14 protein-coding genes and 1 pseudogene are annotated in these 16,572 nt (G+C 71.0%); 12 read left to right on the top strand and 3 right to left on the bottom strand.

All coding sequences use genetic code 11. The features are described from left to right. Positions 1-177: 177 nt before the first annotated feature. Entirely contained in the window at positions 178-1,173 is a 996-nt protein-coding gene (locus ACIA8E_RS23000; RefSeq protein WP_399301137.1) for an ATP-binding protein, read from the bottom strand. A 102-nt stretch (positions 1,174-1,275) separates the two neighbouring features. Between ACIA8E_RS23000 and ACIA8E_RS22995 the strand changes: the two genes are divergently transcribed. Next, complete coding sequence (locus tag ACIA8E_RS22995; protein ID WP_399301135.1) at positions 1,276-2,100, top strand: oxidoreductase; 825 nt, start codon at positions 1,276-1,278, stop codon at positions 2,098-2,100. A gap of 551 nt (positions 2,101-2,651) precedes the next feature. On the opposite strand, the gene ACIA8E_RS22990 is transcribed toward ACIA8E_RS22995, so the two are convergent. Then, positions 2,652-3,491 (bottom strand): HAD family phosphatase, encoded by an 840-nt coding sequence (locus ACIA8E_RS22990; protein ID WP_030972213.1) that lies wholly within the window; start codon positions 3,489-3,491, stop codon positions 2,652-2,654. A gap of 501 nt (positions 3,492-3,992) precedes the next feature. On the opposite strand from ACIA8E_RS22990, the gene ssd reads away from it, so the two are divergent. From ssd to ACIA8E_RS22955, 7 genes and pseudogenes are all read left to right on the top strand, one after another. Beyond that, positions 3,993-5,108: a septum site-determining protein Ssd gene (gene ssd, locus ACIA8E_RS22985; protein ID WP_399301133.1), complete on the top strand. Its 1,116-nt coding sequence runs from the start codon at positions 3,993-3,995 to the stop codon at positions 5,106-5,108. Next, on the top strand, positions 5,105-6,253 hold the full coding sequence (locus ACIA8E_RS22980; RefSeq protein ID WP_399301131.1) for a TadA family conjugal transfer-associated ATPase: 1,149 nt from the start codon (positions 5,105-5,107) through the stop codon (positions 6,251-6,253). The genes ssd and ACIA8E_RS22980 overlap by 4 nt, the downstream gene beginning before the upstream one ends. After that, entirely contained in the window at positions 6,250-7,131 is an 882-nt protein-coding gene (locus ACIA8E_RS22975; RefSeq protein ID WP_399301129.1) for a type II secretion system F family protein, read from the top strand. The genes ACIA8E_RS22980 and ACIA8E_RS22975 overlap by 4 nt, the downstream gene beginning before the upstream one ends. After that, the gene (locus tag ACIA8E_RS22970; RefSeq protein WP_399301127.1) at positions 7,128-7,931 is read left to right on the top strand and encodes a type II secretion system F family protein; all 804 of its coding nucleotides are present in this window, start codon (positions 7,128-7,130) and stop codon (positions 7,929-7,931) included. Before ACIA8E_RS22975 ends, ACIA8E_RS22970 begins: the two co-directional genes overlap by 4 nt. Positions 7,932-7,989: 58 nt before the next feature. After that, positions 7,990-8,190, top strand: a complete 201-nt coding sequence (locus ACIA8E_RS22965) for a DUF4244 domain-containing protein (RefSeq protein WP_399301126.1) — start codon at positions 7,990-7,992, stop codon at positions 8,188-8,190. Beyond that, entirely contained in the window at positions 8,177-8,587 is a 411-nt protein-coding gene (locus ACIA8E_RS22960) for a TadE family type IV pilus minor pilin (protein WP_399301124.1), read from the top strand. The genes ACIA8E_RS22965 and ACIA8E_RS22960 overlap by 14 nt, the downstream gene beginning before the upstream one ends. Next, a pseudogene (locus ACIA8E_RS22955) lies at positions 8,584-8,946 on the top strand (Rv3654c family TadE-like protein); the annotation flags it as partial. The gene ACIA8E_RS22960 and the pseudogene ACIA8E_RS22955, both read left to right, overlap by 4 nt. A gap of 40 nt (positions 8,947-8,986) precedes the next feature. Here the strand turns inward: ACIA8E_RS22955 and ACIA8E_RS22950 are convergent. Continuing rightward, positions 8,987-11,542 carry a DEAD/DEAH box helicase gene (locus ACIA8E_RS22950; protein ID WP_399301122.1) on the bottom strand — a complete coding sequence of 852 codons (2,556 nt, stop codon included), beginning with the start codon at positions 11,540-11,542 and terminating at the stop codon, positions 8,987-8,989. A gap of 78 nt (positions 11,543-11,620) precedes the next feature. On the opposite strand from ACIA8E_RS22950, the gene ACIA8E_RS22945 reads away from it, so the two are divergent. The 4 genes from ACIA8E_RS22945 to ACIA8E_RS22930 all read left to right on the top strand — a co-directional run bounded on the left by ACIA8E_RS22945 (position 11,621) and on the right by ACIA8E_RS22930 (position 16,544). After that, positions 11,621-11,974: an STAS domain-containing protein gene (locus ACIA8E_RS22945; RefSeq protein WP_003967428.1), complete on the top strand. Its 354-nt coding sequence runs from the start codon at positions 11,621-11,623 to the stop codon at positions 11,972-11,974. Positions 11,975-12,232: 258 nt separating this feature from the next. Continuing rightward, complete coding sequence (locus ACIA8E_RS22940) at positions 12,233-12,706, top strand: ATP-binding protein (RefSeq protein ID WP_399301120.1); 474 nt, start codon at positions 12,233-12,235, stop codon at positions 12,704-12,706. 275 nt (positions 12,707-12,981) lie between these two features. Beyond that, positions 12,982-15,432 carry a sodium-translocating pyrophosphatase gene (locus ACIA8E_RS22935; RefSeq protein WP_399301118.1) on the top strand — a complete coding sequence of 817 codons (2,451 nt, stop codon included), beginning with the start codon at positions 12,982-12,984 and terminating at the stop codon, positions 15,430-15,432. 506 nt (positions 15,433-15,938) lie between these two features. Continuing rightward, positions 15,939-16,544, top strand: a complete 606-nt coding sequence (locus ACIA8E_RS22930) for a small secreted protein (RefSeq protein WP_399301116.1) — start codon at positions 15,939-15,941, stop codon at positions 16,542-16,544. The last annotated feature ends 28 nt before the right edge of the window (positions 16,545-16,572 follow it).

The raw sequence follows: 16,572 nt of genomic DNA, 5'->3' as shown, positions 1-16,572 counted from the left end.
GCCTCGCCCCTGGGCCCCGGACGAGCCCGACGGGAAGCGGGCGCAGCGCCGGCCAGGGGGTGTCCGGCCCCGTCACCGCGCCGGTCGCCGAGTGGTGGGCGACCGGTTGGATCGCAGATCAGGGGCCGGGCGGGTCGAGGGCGTGAGCCATCGAGGGGGCGCGGCGTCGCAACCTGCTCACACGGGCTGAGCGGCGGCGGTCTGCGCGCTCCGCTCGTCGAGCACGAAGGAGGGGTCGACCTGAGCAGCCAGGTCGGCGCCCGTCTTCTCGTTGCCCCAGCTCTCTGCGTTCTTCAGATGGAAGTGCACCATCTGCCGCGTGTAGCGCTCCCAGTCGCGCTCCCCGTACGAATCCTCCGCCGCGTCCTGCAGAGCCTGCAGGGCCATCCGGTTGTCCGCCTCCAACAGCTCGAAGCGGGCCGGCCGACCCTTTTCCATCGCCCGCACCCAGTCGGAGTGACCGACGCTGACCAGCAGGTCGTCGCCGACCTCGGCCCGCAGGAAGTCCAGGTCGTCCTGGCCCTGCACCTTGTTGCCGACGACCTTCAGGGTGACCCCGAAGTCCCGTGCGTACTCCTTGTACTGGCGGTAGACCGAGACGCCCTTGCGGGTCGGCTCGGCAACCAGGAACGTCATGTCGAAGCGGGTGAACATTCCTGACGCGAAGGAGTCCGAACCTGCGGTCATGTCGACGACCACGTACTCGTCGGGGCCGTCGACGAGGTGGTTGAGGCAGAGCTCGACCGCGCCGACCTTGGAGTGGTAGCACGCCACCCCCAGATCCGATTCGGTGAACGGTCCGGTGGTCATCAGCCGGATGTCCCCGTCGTCCAGCGCGATCGTGCGGGCGCACGCGTCGTAGACCGGGTTGTCCTCGCGGACGCGGAGCAGCCGCGAGCCCTCGCCGGGCGGAGTCGTCTTGATCATCGTCTCGACGGAGGTGATGCGGGAGTTGCTGCCTCGCAGATACTCCTTGATCAGTGGCAGTTGCGCCCCCATGGCGGGCAGCGCCGCCGCCTCCTTGTCATCGAGGCCGAGTGCGGCCCCCAGGTGCTGGTTGATGTCGGCGTCCACCGCGACGACATGGGCTTCATTGGCGGCAAGGTGGCGGATGAAGAGCGAGGACAGCGTGGTCTTGCCGCTGCCGCCCTTCCCTACGAAAGCGATCTTCATGTTCACCTAGGGTAGCTGCACAACTTCGCTCCGCTGTCGAACTTCGTGAAGAAGGCCACTCCGGGGCGGTATGGGTGTAGGGGGCGCGTAGCCTCGCTACCTATGAGTACGACTGCCCCAGACCCGCTCGCCACCCTCGGCGCCCTGCCGGGGGTCGCCGACGCGGTGGACTCCGTACGCAAGGCCGTCGACCGTGTCTACGGCCACCGAGTCATGCGGCGCCGCAGCAACGAGGTCACCGCGGAGGCGGCGCTGCGCGGCGCCCGTGGCTCCGCCGCGCTCTCCGGCGCCGACTGGAACCTGGAGGAGGTGCGGCGGCGCACCGACTTCAGCGGTGACGACGAGTCGCAGGTGATCGGGGCCGCCCTCCGGCTCACCGCGGAAGCAGGTCAACTGCTCTCCATCTGGCGGCAGTCGCCGCTGCGGGTCCTTGCCCGGCTGCATCTGGTGGCGGCCGGCGGGGCCGCGCCCGACGACGCGGTCGGCCGGCCACGGCTGGCGGGCGAACCGGTGGACGAGCCGCTGATCGAAGCGCCGCTGCCGGATGCGGACGAAGTCGCCGGGCGGCTGGAAGGTCTCTCCGGACTGATCCTTGCGGGGAGTGCGGCGCCCGCGCTGGTGACGGCCGCGGTCGTGCACGGCGAACTGCTGGCGCTGCGCCCCTTCGGTTCGTACAACGGGCTGGTCGCGCGGACCGCCGAACGGATCGTGCTGATCGGGAGCGGGCTGGACCCGAAGTCCATCTGCCCCGCCGAGGTCGGCCATGCGGAACAGGGCCGGGCGGCGTACGTCGCAGCGTTCGAGGGCTATCTGTCGGGGACGCCGGAGGGCATGGCCGCCTGGATCGCGCACTGCGGGCGCGCGGTGGAACTCGGTGTCAGGGAGTCGACGGCGGTCTGTGAGGCGCTGCAGCGCGGGGCCGCTTAGCTCCCGCCTGGGGCTTGTCGGTCACCTCGGCCGTCAACTCCCCGGCCCGACTGCTGACTTCACTGCCCGATCAAAGGGTTGCGGCGGTACCGTCCTCGGTACCGCCGCTGGCACGTCCACCCAGTTACCATGCGTCCTCGATGCATGCCCATCAGGTCGGGAACTCAGCCCGTTACCTGGTGCGGCTGGCCCGTAATCGACGGGTCGACGTCGCGTGGGTGCTCGGTTTTCATGCTCGGTCCGTGGGGCCTTCTCTGCGTTACAGGTAATCCTCTCGGATGTCCTTGGTCTCGCGGGCCGTTGACTCCTTTGTACTCCACACCTGGGGTAAGCGGTAGTGCTGGCCATGCTTCTTTACTTTTGGGTTCAAATATGGACGATCCGAACATGCTGGTCAGGGCCGCAAACCGGCATGCGACGGAGCCGTTCGGCGCGGACCGGAGCCGCTGTCCGGAGGCAGGCTCCGGACAGCGGTCGGGTGGTGACCCGGGGCGGCGGCCTCCGCGCGGCGAGGGCCGAGGTCCCCCGAGCGCGGGCGCAGGTGCGGGGTCTCAGGCGGTTGTCGCGGCCGCGCGCCGGCGCGAGGTGTACCAGACGAGTCCCGCGGTGACGGCTGCTGCGCCCACCGCTGCGGCGGCGACGAGCGCAGGGCGGGGTGGCATCGAGAACGTGGGCAGCCGCTGCTTGAGCCGAACCGGGCGGTCGAAGACGAGAATCGGCCATTCCCGGAGCGCTGCTTCACGCCGCAGTGCGCGGTCCGGGTTGACCGCGTGCGGGTGGCCGACGGACTCCAGCATCGGTACATCGGTCGCGGAATCGCTGTAGGCGTAACAGCGTGAGAGGTCGTATCCCTCCGACACGGCGAGTGCCTGGACCGCCTCGGCCTTCGTCGGCCCGTATGCGTAGTACTCCACCTCGCCGGTGAAACAGCCGTCGTCGCCGACGACCATCCGGGTGGCGACGACCCGGTCGGCGCCCAGCAGCTCGCCGATCGGCTCGACGACTTCTGCACCCGAGGTGGAAACGATGACGACGTCGCGTCCGGCGGTGTGGTGCTCCTCGATGAGGGTCGCCGCCTCGTCGTAGATGATGGGGTCGATCAGATCGTGCAAGGTCTCGGCGACGATTTCCTTCACCTGCTGGACGTTCCAGCCCTTGCAGAGCGCGGAGAGATATTCGCGCATCCGCTCCATCTGGTCGTGATCGGCGCCCCCGGCGAGGAACACGAACTGTGCGTACGCGGTGCGCAGTACGGCACGGCGGTTGATCAGTCCGCCTTGGTAGAAGGACTTGCTGAAGGTCAGAGTCGAAGACTTCGCAATGACCGTCTTGTCCAGGTCAAAGAAGGCTGCTGTGCGCGGCAAGGAGTGGTTTTCCACAAGGCAGAGCATAGGGGCCCACCATTCGGCGTAAACTCTGGCGCGTGGGTTTGCCTGAGAAGGCTCTCGGGTACACCATGGAAGTCACGGATCGTTCGCGACCGTGCTAACCCGGTCCGACTCCTCCCCCCCCGAGTCGGCCGTGGGGACGACCCCCGCTCTCCCCCCCGGCGGGGGTCGTCGCATGTCCGGACGCATTTCTGGCGCTCGGAATCAAGCATTCTGTCTCCTTCTCGGCCGCGACGGCCCGCTTTTCTGCGCTCTCGAACCACCATGACTCGTCACAGTGTGTAGCGGAAGTGCTGCTCTCCGGAAGTCGCCGGTATGGGTGACGGAGATATTCACAGCAGTGGAGTTGTCCACAGTTTTTGAGCAAGATCCACACGATTTCCCGGAGCGTTGCACGGTGATTCCACCCGCGAAGTCCGCGGGTTCCGGATATCGCCGATCTCGGAAGGGTCCGAGATCGCCGCGAAACCGCGGTGAAGGTGCAGGGAGAAGGGGGCGGAGATCGTGGCCGAATCCATCGCACGGGGTCGTCTGCCGGTCGCCGAAGAGCGGAGCGGCGGACCGCTGATCGTGACCGAGGATGTGGAACTGCTCGACGATCTGCTGCGGCTGTGCGCAGCCGCCGGAGCGGAGCCTGAGGTTCACCACACGCTGCCCGAAGGCAGAGGCGGCTGGGAGCGGGCTCCGATGGTTCTGGTGGGCGACGACGCGGCTCCGCGATGCCGTGGAGCTGCGCGCAGACAGGGCGTGATGCTCGTGGGACGAGAGCAGGACGCTCCGGACGTCTGGCGGCAGGGTGTGGAGATCGGGGCGGAATATGTGCTGCGGTTGCCCGACGCGGAGAGCTGGCTCGTCGATCAGATCGCCAATGCGGCGGAGGGAGTGGGCAGGCCCGCGCTCACCGTCGGAGTGATCGGCGGACGGGGCGGAGCCGGCGCGTCGACACTGGCCTGCGCGCTGGCCGTGGCCGCGGCCAGGAGCGGGCGGCGGACCATGCTGATCGACGGCGATCCGCTGGGTGGCGGCATCGATGTGCTGCTCGGTGGCGAGCGCGCCGAGGGGATGAGGTGGCCGGATTTCGCCCATTCCAAAGGGCGGGTGGGCGGTGGCGCCCTGGAGGAGTCGCTGCCCGCATTGCACGGGCTGCGCGTGCTCAGCTGGGGCCGCGACGACTGCGTGGTCGTTCCGCCGCCCGCCATGGCGGCGGTGCTGGCGGCCGCGCGCAGGCTCGGTGGGGTGGTGGTCGTCGATCTGCCGCGCCGGGTCGACGAGTCGGTGGCCGAGGCGCTTGCCCAGCTGGACCTCGGGCTGCTGGTCGTCCCCGGCGAGTTGCGAGCGGTCGCGGCGGCGAAGCGGGTGGCGTCGATGGCCGGGATGGTCCTGGGCGATCTGAGGGTGATGGCACGCGGCCCGTACGCGGCGGGTCTGGACGAGCGCTGGGTGGCGCATGCGCTGGGGCTGCCGCTCGCCGGTGAACTTCCGCTGGAGCCGGGGCTGCTCGCCGCGCAGGACGGTGGGACGCCGCCCGGCGGCAGCGCCCGCTCGCCGCTGGCCAGGTTCTGTACGGCGTTCTGGGAGCGGGCGCTCGCCGGAGGCGTCGCCGGGGGAGCGGTGTCATGACCGACGTACTGCTCGACGCCGTGCGGCAGCGGCTGGCGCAGAGCGGCGCCGCACCGACCCCGGCCGGGGTGGCGGCCGCGCTGCGCGCCCAGGGGAGGCTGCTCGGCGATGCCGAAGTGCTCGGAGCCGCAGAGGAGTTGCGCGGCGAACTGGTCGGCACCGGGGTGCTGGAACCGCTGCTTGCCGATCCCGCGGTCACGGACGTGCTGGTGTCCGCGCCCGACCGGGTGTGGGTGGACCGGGGAGGCGGGCTCGAACTCACCGGGGTGACCTTCCGGGACGCTCCGGCGGTGCGCAGGCTGGCGCAGCGGCTCGCCGCGGTCGCCGGGAGGCGGCTGGACGACGCCCGGCCCTGGGTGGACGCCCGGCTGCCGGACGGGACGCGGATACACGCGGTGCTGCCGCCGGTGTCCGTCGGCTCCACGTGTCTGTCGCTGCGGGTGGTGCGCCCCAGGGCCTTCTCGTTGACGGAACTGGTTGCGGCGGGGACCGTACCGCCGGGCGGGGACCGGGTGCTGCGGGCGCTGGTGGAGGCCCGGGTCTCGTATCTGATCAGTGGTGGAACGGGCGCGGGGAAGACCACGCTGCTGTCGAGCCTGCTGGGCGCCGTCGGGGAGCGGGAGCGGATCGTGCTCGCCGAGGACTCGGCCGAGCTGCGGCCGGACCACCCGCATGTGGTGCGTCTGGAGTCGCGTCCTGCCAATCAGGAGGGGGCGGGCCGGGTGACCCTGCAGGACCTGGTGCGTCAAGCACTTCGGATGCGGCCGGACCGGCTGGTGGTGGGGGAGGTGCGTGGTTCCGAGGTGACGGAGTTGCTGGCTGCGCTGAACACGGGCCACGAGGGCGGTTGCGGCACGGTCCACGCGAACGCCGCCGAGCATGTCCCCGCCCGTCTGGAGGCCCTCGGCACGGCGGCCGGACTCGATCGGGTCGCGCTGCACAGCCAGTTGGCGGCGGCGCTGTCGGTGGTGGTCCATCTCGTACGGGACCGGGCCGGGCTGCGAAAAATCGCCGAGGTGCATGTGCTGGAGCGGGATGCGGCCGGTCTGGTGGTGACGGTGCCCGCGCTGCGCTGGGGCGCCGACGGTTTCGTCCGGGAGCGGGGCTGGGAGCGGCTGTGGTCGCTGATCGGGGGTGCGATGTGACCGGTGGGTTGTCGGCGGGGGCGGCGGAATACGCGACGTACACGACGGCCATGTGCGCGGGGACGGCTGCCTGGTTGGCGGTGGGGCAGGACCAAGGGCTGCGGCGGGCCAGGGTGTTGTTCGTCGACGGGGTGGGTGAGCCGGCGCCGCGGAGCTGCTGGAAGCGGGGCCTGGAGCGGTGCGGCGGGATGTTCCGGGGACGCAGGGAGTGGCTCTGTCTGCCCGTGGCGCTGGTGCTTGCCGTGCTGGGGGAGTCCCTGCTGCCGGTGGTCGCCGGGGTGGTGGCGGTGCCGCTGGTGCGGCGATGGCTGAGCAAACGTGCCGGGCGGCGGGAGCGGGAGGGCCGGGCCGACGCGGTGGTGGCGCTGTGCGCTGCGGTGGTGGGTGAGCTGCGGGCCGGGCACGAGCCTGGGCAGGCGCTGTTGGCCGCCGTGCGCGACACCGGCGCGATGGGTGCGGCGGAGGCCGCAGTGTCGGCTGCTGCACGGTTCGGCGGCGATGTGCCGGCGGCGCTCCGGCAGGCAGCGCGTGAGCCGGGCCTGGAAGGGCTCGCCGGGGTGGCGGGGTGCTGGCGCGTTGCAGTGGACGGAGGGGCCGGGCTGGCGGCCGGTCTGGACCGTCTGGAGGGAGCGCTGCGGGCCGAGCGGCGCCGGCGGGAGGAGTTACGGGCGCAGCTGGCGGGTGCCTGGTCGACGGTGGCCGTGCTTGCCCTGCTGCCGGTGCTGGGTCTGGGGCTGGGTGCGGCGCTCGGGGCCGACCCGTTGCGGGTGCTCCTGCACGGTCCGGCCGGGCTGGTCTGCCTGGCGGTCGGCGGCCTTCTGGAGACGGCCGGTCTCCTCTGGGCCGGCCGGATCGTACGGGCGGGGGAAGAAGCATGAGCCGGGTGGCAGGCGAGGTTGTGCACTTTGTCCACGGGTTGGGTCTGCCGGGGGTGGTCCTGGGCGCGGTCGCGTATCCGGCTCTCGCCCTGGCCGGACGGCGGCGAGAGCGGACGGTGCTTCGCCGGGGCGCGTTGCTGCTGGCGGTCCACCCCGGGAAGCGGCGGCGCAGGCGGTCGGTGGGCGGGGCCCGGGGCAGGGATCTGGCCGCGCCGCTGGGCGCTGCGGTGACCGGCTGGATTCTGGTCGGTGGTCCGCTGGGGTGCGCGGCCGGACTGGCGGCCGCGTACGGCACCTGGCGGTGGCAGCGGACGCGCCATCGGCGCAGACCCGGTGTGCCCGCAGCAGAGGAGGCGGAGACCGCACAGCAGCTCCCGCTGGCAGCCGATCTGCTGGCGGCCTGCATCTCGGCCGGAGCCGGGCCGTGTGAGGCGGCCGAGGCGGTGGGGGAGTCGCTGGGCGGTCCGGTCGGCGAACGGCTGGCGCGGACGGCGGCGGAGATCCGGTTGGGTGGCGAACCGGCCGTCTCCTGGGGGAGGTTCGGCGAGATGCCGGGCGCCGGTGCACTGGCCCGCTGTCTGGAGCGGGCGGGCTCGACCGGGGCTCCCGCGGCGGAGCCGGTCTCCCGTCTGGCCGAGGCGATGCGCGCGGAGAGGTCGAGTGCGGCCGTGGCGCGCGCCCAGCGGGCCGGCGTGCTGATCACGGCACCGGTGGGGCTCTGTTTCCTGCCCGCCTTTCTCGCGGTCGGGGTGGCGCCCGTGGTCATCGGCCTGGCGACCAGGCTGCTGCACACCGGTTGAGACAAGAGCGGCAATAGGTATTCATTCGAATTAAATCGAACCATTCTCGGGGGTTGAAATGGCACAGCGAATCAGGAGCTGGGTGCGGGGCGTGGTGCGCCGAGCCCGGTCGGACGGCGGAATGACGACGTCCGAATATGCGGTGGGGACGATCGCGGCCTGCGCGTTCGCGGCGGTGCTCTACAAGGTGGTCACCAGTGCGCCTGTCATGACGGCGCTGCAGTCGCTTCTCAAGGACGCGCTCGATGCGAAGTTCTGAGAGGCGGCCTCCCGGGAGCGGGAGCGGCGGGACCAGGGGTGGCGGAGGGGGAGGCGACCGGGGCGCGGTGACGGCGGAGGCGGCCATGGTGATTCCCGTACTGGCGTTGTTCGCCCTGGCCCTTGTGTGGGCGCTGATGGCCGCCTCCGCCCAGATCCGGTGTGTGGATGCGGCGAGGGCCGGTGCCCGGGCGGCGGCCCGCTCCGAACCGGAGGCGCAGGTGCTGGCAGCCGCCCGTTCGGCGGCACCCGACCGGGCTCGGGTCGCTGTGGAACGGGCCGGGGAGCTGTGGCGGGTACGGGTCGCTGCACCGACCCCCGGACCCGGCCCGCTGACCCTGACGCTGAGCGCGGAGGCGGCAGCGCTGGCCGAGGACACGGTGGGGGCGTCGCCATGACGAGGGGGGATGCCGGCTCGGGGCAGGCGGCCCGGCGGCGGATTCGGCAGGCATGGCAGGTGCGGCGGGTGCCTTGTTTCTCGGGGGCTCGGCGGTGCGGGGGAGGGGATCGGGGAGTGGCGACCGTGTGGGTGGCGATGACCACGGCCGCCCTGTGTGCGGTCTTCGCGATCGTGCTCGCGCTGGGACAAGTGGTGGCCGCCCGGCACCGGGCCGGTGGGGCGGCGGACCTGGCGGCCCTGGCAGCCGCCGACCGGGTCCTGTGGGGGACGGAGGCGGCGTGCCGGGCGGCCGAGGAGGTGGCCGGGGCTCAGGGGGCGGTGGTGGTGCGGTGTGCAGTGCAGGGGGAGACCGCCGATGTGGCGGCCCGAGTGCGGTTCGGGCCGTACACGCCGACGGTCAGGTCCCGGGCGGGCCCTCCTGAGGCCGTTCCGGGTCCGTCCGACCCGCCGTGGACCGCTCCGGGGCCGGGCTCGGGCTCTCCGGCTCTCCCGGCTCTTCCGGATCGGCTGGGGCGGACCTGAGGAGTTCGCCGAGGAGGCGGACGGCGCCTCGCTTGTGCAGCGGATCGTTGCCGTTGCCGCACTTGGGGGACTGGATGCAGGACGGGCAGCCCGCCTCGCACTCGCAGGACGCGATGGCCTGGCGGGTGGCGGTGAGCCAGCCACGGGCGGTGTGGAAGGCCCGCTCGGCGAATCCGGCACCGCCGGGATGGCCGTCGTACACGAAGACGGTCGGCAGCAGCGTGTCCGGATGGAGCGGCACGGAGACACCGCCGATGTCCCAGCGGTCGCAGGTGGCGAAGAGGGGCAGCATTCCGATCGACGCGTGCTCGGCGGCATGCAGCGCGCCGCCCAGGATCTCCGGATTGATGCGGGCGGCGTCCAGCTGGTCCTGGGTGACCGTCCACCACACGGCGCGGGTGCGCAGCGTGCGGGGTGGCAGGTCCAGCTTGGTCTCGCCGAGGACCTCGCCGGTGATCAGTTTGCGGCGCAGGAAGGAGACGACCTGGTTGGTGACTTCTACGGAGCCGTAACAGAGCCGCCCGTCACCCCACGGGATCTCGGTGTCGGTCTCCAGGACGGCGATGGAGGTGGTGTCACGGGCGGTTGTCGAGTACGGCGGGTCGGCCTGCTCGACCAGGGCGACCGAGTCCTCCAGATCCAGTTTCCGGACCAGATAGGTGCGGCCCTGGTGCAGGTGGACGGCTCCGTCGTGGACGGCGGTGTGGGCGGCCGATTCGTCGACGGTGCCCAGCAGCCGGCCGGTTCCCTCCTCGACGATCTGGACCGGACGGCCGCCCTCGCCACGGATGTCGGTGAGATCGGCGGCCCGCTCACGGCGGGTCCAGTGCCAGCCCGACGCCCGCTTGCGGAGCAGTTTCGCGGCTTCCAGCTGCGGCAGCAGCTCGGCCACGGCGGGCCCGAACAGCTCCAGGTCGGTTTCGGTGAGCGGAAGCTCCGCGGCCGCCGCGCACAGATGGGGGGCGAGGACGTACGGGTTGTCCGGGTCGAGGACGGTCGACTCCACAGGCTGCTGGAACAGCGCCTCGGGGTGGTGGACGAGGAATGTGTCCAGCGGGTCGTCGCGGGCCACCAGGATGGCCAGGGCGCCCTGCCCGGCGCGTCCGGCCCGGCCGGCCTGCTGCCACAGCGACGCCCTGGTGCCGGGATAGCCGGCGATGACGACGGCATCCAGGCCCGAGACGTCGATGCCGAGTTCGAGGGCGGTGGTGGCGGCCAGGCCCAGCAGCCGGCCGGAGTGCAGGGCGCGCTCCAGGGCGCGGCGTTCCTCGGGGAGGTATCCCCCGCGGTAGGCGGCGACCCGGGCGGGCAGTGAGCGGTCCACCTCGGCGAGTCGCTCCTTGGCGATGACGGAGATGAGTTCGGCGCCGCGCCGGGAGCGTACGAAGGCGACGGAGCGGACGCCCTGGACGGTCAGATCGGTGAGGAGGTCAGCGGTCTCGGCGGTGGCCGTACGGCGTACGGGGGCGCCCTTCTCGCCGTGCAGCTCGGTCAGCGGTGGCTCCCACAGGGCGAAGACCATTTCGCCGCGGGGCGAGGCGTCGTCGGCGACCTCCCTGACAGGGAGACCGGTGAGACGGCCCGCGGCCACCGAGGGCTGCGCCGCGGTGGCCGAGGCGAGCAGGAAGACCGGATCGGCTCCGTAGCGGGCGCAGAGGCGGCGTAGCCGGCGCACCACCTGCGCGACATGCGAGCCGAAGACACCGCGGTAGGTGTGGCACTCATCGATGACGACGAAGCGCAGGGCGCGCAGGAAGGAGGACCAGCGGGGGTGGGACGGCAGAATCCCGCGGTGCAGCATGTCGGGGTTGGTCAGGACGTAGTTGGCGTACTGGCGTACCCACTCGCGTTCCTCGACCGGGGTGTCGCCGTCGTAGACCGCCGGCCTGATCCCGTTGGAGAGCGGCGCCGCGAGTTCCTTCACCGAACGCCGCTGATCGGCGGCCAGGGCCTTGGTGGGTGCGAGATACAGGGCGGTCGCGCCGCGGCCGTTGGGGGCCTCCGAGCCGTCCAGCAGGGCACTGAGGACCGGGGCGAGGTAGGCGAGCGACTTGCCGGAGGCGGTCCCGGTGGCGATCACGACGGATTCGCCGTCCAGGGCGTGCTCCGCAGCGGCTGCCTGATGCGTCCACGGGTGGTCGATGCCGGCCTTCTGGATGGCGGTGATCACTTCTGGCCGGATGCGATCCGGCCAGATGGCATGGGTTCCCGTACGCGGGGGCAAGTGCTCCGTATGAGTGATGCGCGCGGACCGGCCCGCCCCTGCGGCGAGCCGGTGGAGGATCATTGCCGGAGAGGGGCGGGAGTCCCCGCTCACGGGTGGTCGACTGGGGCGGTGATTCTTGGCCATCAGCACCGAGTGTGTCACCGCCGTGACGGACAATGGTCCCAAGGCGTCGTGCATGGCTGCTGGTAAGTGATTGAATGCCATCGCGGCTGGCGATCCGTCCCCTGGCTCCGTCGGGGAGACCGAGGGGCGACCGCTCGATAGCAAGGTGCTGGAGGATCCGTGGACCTGTCCTTGTCGACTCGCAATGTGTCCGGCCCTGGTGGCGACCGTACGGTCGTCGAGGTCGGTGGCGAGATTGATGTGTATACCGCGCCCAAGCTGCGCGAGCAGTTGGTCGAGTTGGTGAATGACGGCAGCTACCACCTGGTTGTCGACATGGAAGGCGTCGACTTTCTCGACTCCACCGGCCTCGGCGTGCTTGTGGGCGGCCTGAAGCGTGTCCGGGCCCATGAGGGCTCGTTGCGCCTGGTCTGCAACCAGGAGCGCATTCTCAAGATCTTCCGGATCACTGGTCTGACCAAGGTGTTCCCGATTCACACCACGGTCGACGAGGCTGTCGCGGCTACCGACTGAGGTCGGTCCGTGGCCGGATCGGCCTAAGGCCGGTCCGGCAGGCAGCCCGTTCGGCGGACAGGCGGTCCATTGGGCCGTCGGTCCGCCGGGCCGGGCCGTCGGCTGCCGGTGGCCGGTGGCCGGACCGGTGTGTCGGCGGCAAGCTGTCGGCTGCTGGTCGGCCGGTGGCTCCGTCGGCTTCCGGAGGAAGAGAGCAGGGGTACCGGGCGGCACGCCCGGGCCCTTGAGATGCACGCCCGTACGTCTGAGGGGGATCGCATGGCCACCGTTGAACTCCGCTTCAGCGCCCAGCCTGAACACGTCAGAACGGCCCGCCTCGTAGCGGCCGCAGTGGCGCGCCGGGCCGGGGTCGACGAGGCTGCGCTCGACGAGGTCAGACTCGCCGTCGGTGAGGCCTGCAGCCGCGCTGTCGGGCTGCACCGCAGCCATGGCATCACGGCTCCGATCAAGGTCGTCCTGACCGAGGAGGAGAAGTCCTTCTCCATCGAGGTCGGCGACGAGGTGCCCGGCCCGGGCAGCGAAGCCGGGTCCGAAACAGCGTCCGGGACACGCGGCGCCACGCCCGGCGGGGAGCCCGATGAGCCGGAATCCGAGGTTGACGCGGACGGCGAGGACGAGATGGGTCTCGCGGTCATCAGCGGCCTCGTCGATGATGTGGAAGTCAGATCGGCAGCCGACGGCGGAGTGATCCGGATGAGCTGGCCGAAGACGCCCGCACCGCTGGCTCCCTGAGGCGCCGCAGGCGCGACGGCCGGTCGGCCCGTCCCGGTGCGCAACGCTTGATCCGTTCTTCGAGGCCCTGCTGAGCAGGGCCTTTTTCATTTGTCCTTGATCAATGATCAACGGAAAATGTGTCTGCCCCATTACTGCATTCGGCTCAATCCAAGAATGCGATCATTTGCCGATCTGGTGTAGAAGGTCAATTACATTTCCCGCGCACTGTTTTGATCAGGTTCCGCTCCCTACAATCCGTCCACGTCTTGAGCGCTGAGCGTCGAGGAGGACGTATGGCGGGGTTCTTCAACACATCACTGGCAGAACTGCCCGAAGTTTCCGCACTTTCCGACCGGCCCACCTCACTCGCGGCCGCGGTGCTGACCGATGACAACCGCGTCATCGTGATCGTCGTTGCCGCCGTGGCCGTCGCCGCACTGATCGTTGCCAGGCTGCTGGTACGCCAGGTGCTGGCGGCCGGTGAGGGCACCGACCGTATGAAGGAGATCGCGGCAGCCGTCCAGGAAGGCGCGAATGCCTATCTGGCCCGGCAGCTGCGGACCGTCGGCGTCTTTGCCGTCGTGGTCTTCTTCCTGCTCCTGCTGCTGCCGGCCGACAACTGGTCGCAGCGTGCAGGCCGTTCGGTGTTCTTCCTGGTGGGTGCGCTTTTCTCGGCGGCCACCGGATACATCGGCATGCGTCTTGCCGTACGCAGCAATGTGCGAGTGGCTGCCGCGGCCCGTGAGGCGACGCCGGCTGAGGGTGAACCGGAAAAAGATCTCACCGCCGTGTCGCACCGTGCGATGAAGATTGCTTTCCGTACGGGCGGCGTAGTCGGCATGATCACGGTGGGGCTCGGGCTGCTCGGTGCCTCCTGCGTGGTCCTCGTCTATGCCGCCGACGCGCCCAAGGTCCTGGAGGGCTTCGGTCTCGGTGCCGCGCTGATCGCCATGTTCATGAGGGTCGGCGGCGGCATCTTCACCAAGGCCGCCGACGTGGGTGCCGACCTCGTCGGCAAGGTCGAGCAGGGCATCCCGGAGGACGACCCGCGCAACGCCGCCACCATCGCCGACAACGTGGGCGACAACGTCGGCGACTGCGCGGGCATGGCTGCCGACCTCTTCGAGTCGTACGCCGTGACCCTCGTCGCCGCGCTGATCCTCGGCAAGGCCGCCTTCGGCGACGCCGGACTGGCCTTCCCGCTGATCGTGCCGGCGATCGGCGTGATCACCGCCATGATCGGGATCTTCGCGGTCGCCCCGCGACGCGCCGACCGCAGCGGAATGACCGCCATCAACCGCGGCTTCTTCATCTCCGCGGTGATCTCGCTCGTCCTGGTGGCGGTGGGCGTCTTCCTCTATCTGCCGTCCTCGTACGCCGATCTGGACGGCGTCACCGACCGCGCCATCGCCTCGCACGGCGGCGATCCGCGGATCTTCGCCCTGGTCGCCGTTGCCATCGGCATCGTGCTGGCCGCGCTGATCCAGCAGCTCACCGGCTACTTCACCGAGACCAACCGGCGCCCCGTCCGGGACATCGGCAAGTCCTCGCTGACCGGCCCGGCGACCGTGGTGCTCGCCGGGATCTCCATCGGTCTGGAGTCCGCCGTCTACACCGCGCTGCTGATCGGCCTCGGTGTCTACGGGGCGTTCCTGCTCGGCGGTACGTCGATCATGCTGGCGCTCTTCGCGGTCGCCCTCGCCGGGACGGGGCTGCTCACCACCGTCGGGGTGATCGTGGCCATGGACACCTTCGGTCCGGTCTCCGACAACGCCCAGGGCATCGCCGAGATGTCCGGTGATGTCACCGGCGCCGGTGCCCAGGTCCTCACCGACCTGGACGCCGTCGGCAACACCACCAAGGCGATCACCAAGGGCATCGCCATCGCCACCGCCGTTCTCGCGGCGTCGGCGCTGTTCGGCTCGTACCGCGACGCCATCGCCACGGCGGTCGACGACGTCGGGGCCAGCGCCGGAGCGATGGGGCTGAGCCTCGACATCTCGCAGCCCAACAACCTGGTGGGCCTGATCCTCGGTGCCGCGGTCGTCTTCCTCTTCTCCGGTCTGGCCATCAACGCGGTGTCCCGGTCCGCGGGGGCCGTGGTCTACGAGGTGCGGCGGCAGTTCAGGGAGCACCCCGGGATCATGAACTACACCGAGAAACCTGAGTACGGGCGCGTCGTCGACATCTGCACCAAGGACGCGCTGCGCGAGCTCGCCACGCCCGGACTGCTCGCGGTGCTCGCACCGATCGCGGTCGGCTTCGCCCTCGGCGTCGGGGCACTGGGTTCGTACCTCGCGGGCGCGATCGGCACCGGGACGCTGATGGCGGTCTTCCTCGCCAACTCCGGAGGCGCCTGGGACAACGCCAAGAAGCTCGTGGAGGACGGTCATTACGGCGGCAAGGGCAGCGACGCCCACGCCGCGACGGTGATCGGCGACACGGTCGGCGACCCCTTCAAGGACACGGCGGGACCGGCGATCAACCCGCTGCTCAAGGTGATGAACCTGGTGGCGCTGCTCATCGCCCCCGCGGTGGTGCAGTTCAGCTACGGGGCGGACGCGAGCGCGGGTGTGCGGACGGTGGTGGCGGTGCTCGCCATCGCGGTCATCGTCGGCGCGGTCTATGTCTCCAAGCGGCGTGGGATCGCCGTGGGCGAGGAGGAGGACGGTGACTCCGGCGGCGGCGACGACGAGGACGGCGGCAGGACCGCCGAGACGACCGATCCGGCGGCCGTTTCGTGAGGCGGACGCCGGGAACGGCGCGGCAGCCCGCAGGCAGCAGCTGATCGGCAGCTGGTCGGCCCGTCCGTGGGAGTCGGTCGAAGGATGAAGGGGCGGGGGGGGGGGGGGGGGGGGGGGGGGGGGGGGCGCGCCGCGCGGGGGGGGGGGGCGGCGGGGGGGGCGGCGGGGGGGGGGGGGGGGGGGGGGCGGGGGGGGGGCCGCGCCCCCGGGCCCGCCCCCGCCCCCCCGGCGCCCCGGCCGGGGGCCGGGGCGGGGGGGGGGCGGGCCCCCCCCCCGGCCGCGCGGGGCCCCCCCCCCCCCCCCCCCCCCCCCCCCCCCCCGCCCCTTCATCTGTTCGAAGCGTTCGCCTGTTCGGCTTGTTCACCCGTTCGCGTGCGAGTGGCATCTCCCTCATTTCCCTTGGTGCAAATGGCTGCAAAAGGTCACCCACTGGACGCCCGGCACCCGGATGGAGGTCTTCCGGCGTGTAAGTTCCGGGGCCGAGAGCCTTGGAAGGGACCGATCCGGTGAACAAGAAGCTTGCAGCCGCACTGTCCGGCGGTGCGGTACTCGTACTTGCGCTGTCGGGCTGCAGCGACGACAGCAGCAGCGACAACAAGGTCAACGACTGGGCCAAGAAGGTCTGCGACCAGGTCAAGCCCCAGCTGCAGAAGATCGCGAACGCCAACGCCGCCATCCAGCAGCAGACCGCCGACAACAGCAAGCCCGCCGACGTCCAGGAGACGGACTCGGCCGCCTTCCAGCAGATCTCGCAGGCGTACAAGGCCCTGGGCGCAGCGGTGGAATCGGCGGGCGCACCGCCGGTCGATGGCGGCGAGGCCACGCAGAAGGAGGCCGTGAAGGAGCTCAACGCCTCCTCGGCGGCGTACGCGACCCTGCAGAAGAAGGTCGACGAGCTCAACACGAAGGACCAGGCGAAGTTCGCCGACGGTCTGAAGGGCATCGCCGACGAGCTGAACAAGATCAGCACCAACGGTGACGAGGCGCTGCGGAAGCTCCAGTCCGGCGAGGTCGGCACCGCCATGGCCAAGCAGCCCGGATGCCAGAAGCCGAAGGCTTCGGTCGCGCCGACCGCTCCTGCACCGTCCGCCTCGCCCAGCAAGAAGTCGTAACCGGCAGGCGTACGACCGGCCCGGCGGC

Origin of the sequence: Streptomyces sp. NPDC051664, assembly GCF_044453545.1 — a bacterium.
Lineage (GTDB): Bacteria > Actinomycetota > Actinomycetes > Streptomycetales > Streptomycetaceae > Streptomyces.
Note: the sequence above shows the minus strand (reverse complement) of the source record. Positions and strands in the feature narration are given on the sequence as shown.

Bases quoted from the DNA above. Each gene is read 5' to 3' on its own strand.
- ACIA8E_RS22995 (WP_399301135.1), top strand. From the start codon at position 1,276: ATGAGTACGACTGCCCCAGACCCGCTCGCCACCCTCGGCGCCCTGCCG.
- ACIA8E_RS22965 (WP_399301126.1), top strand. From the start codon at position 7,990: ATGGCACAGCGAATCAGGAGCTGGGTGCGGGGCGTGGTGCGCCGAGCC.
- ACIA8E_RS22970 (WP_399301127.1), top strand. From the start codon at position 7,128: ATGAGCCGGGTGGCAGGCGAGGTTGTGCACTTTGTCCACGGGTTGGGT.
- ACIA8E_RS22980 (WP_399301131.1), top strand. From the start codon at position 5,105: ATGACCGACGTACTGCTCGACGCCGTGCGGCAGCGGCTGGCGCAGAGC.
- ACIA8E_RS22950 (WP_399301122.1), bottom strand. From the start codon at position 11,542: ATGGCATTCAATCACTTACCAGCAGCCATGCACGACGCCTTGGGACCA.
- ACIA8E_RS22990 (WP_030972213.1), bottom strand. From the start codon at position 3,491: ATGCTCTGCCTTGTGGAAAACCACTCCTTGCCGCGCACAGCAGCCTTC.
- ACIA8E_RS22940 (WP_399301120.1), top strand. From the start codon at position 12,233: ATGGCCACCGTTGAACTCCGCTTCAGCGCCCAGCCTGAACACGTCAGA.
- ACIA8E_RS23000 (WP_399301137.1), bottom strand. From the start codon at position 1,173: ATGAAGATCGCTTTCGTAGGGAAGGGCGGCAGCGGCAAGACCACGCTG.
- ACIA8E_RS22960 (WP_399301124.1), top strand. From the start codon at position 8,177: ATGCGAAGTTCTGAGAGGCGGCCTCCCGGGAGCGGGAGCGGCGGGACC.
- ACIA8E_RS22935 (WP_399301118.1), top strand. From the start codon at position 12,982: ATGGCGGGGTTCTTCAACACATCACTGGCAGAACTGCCCGAAGTTTCC.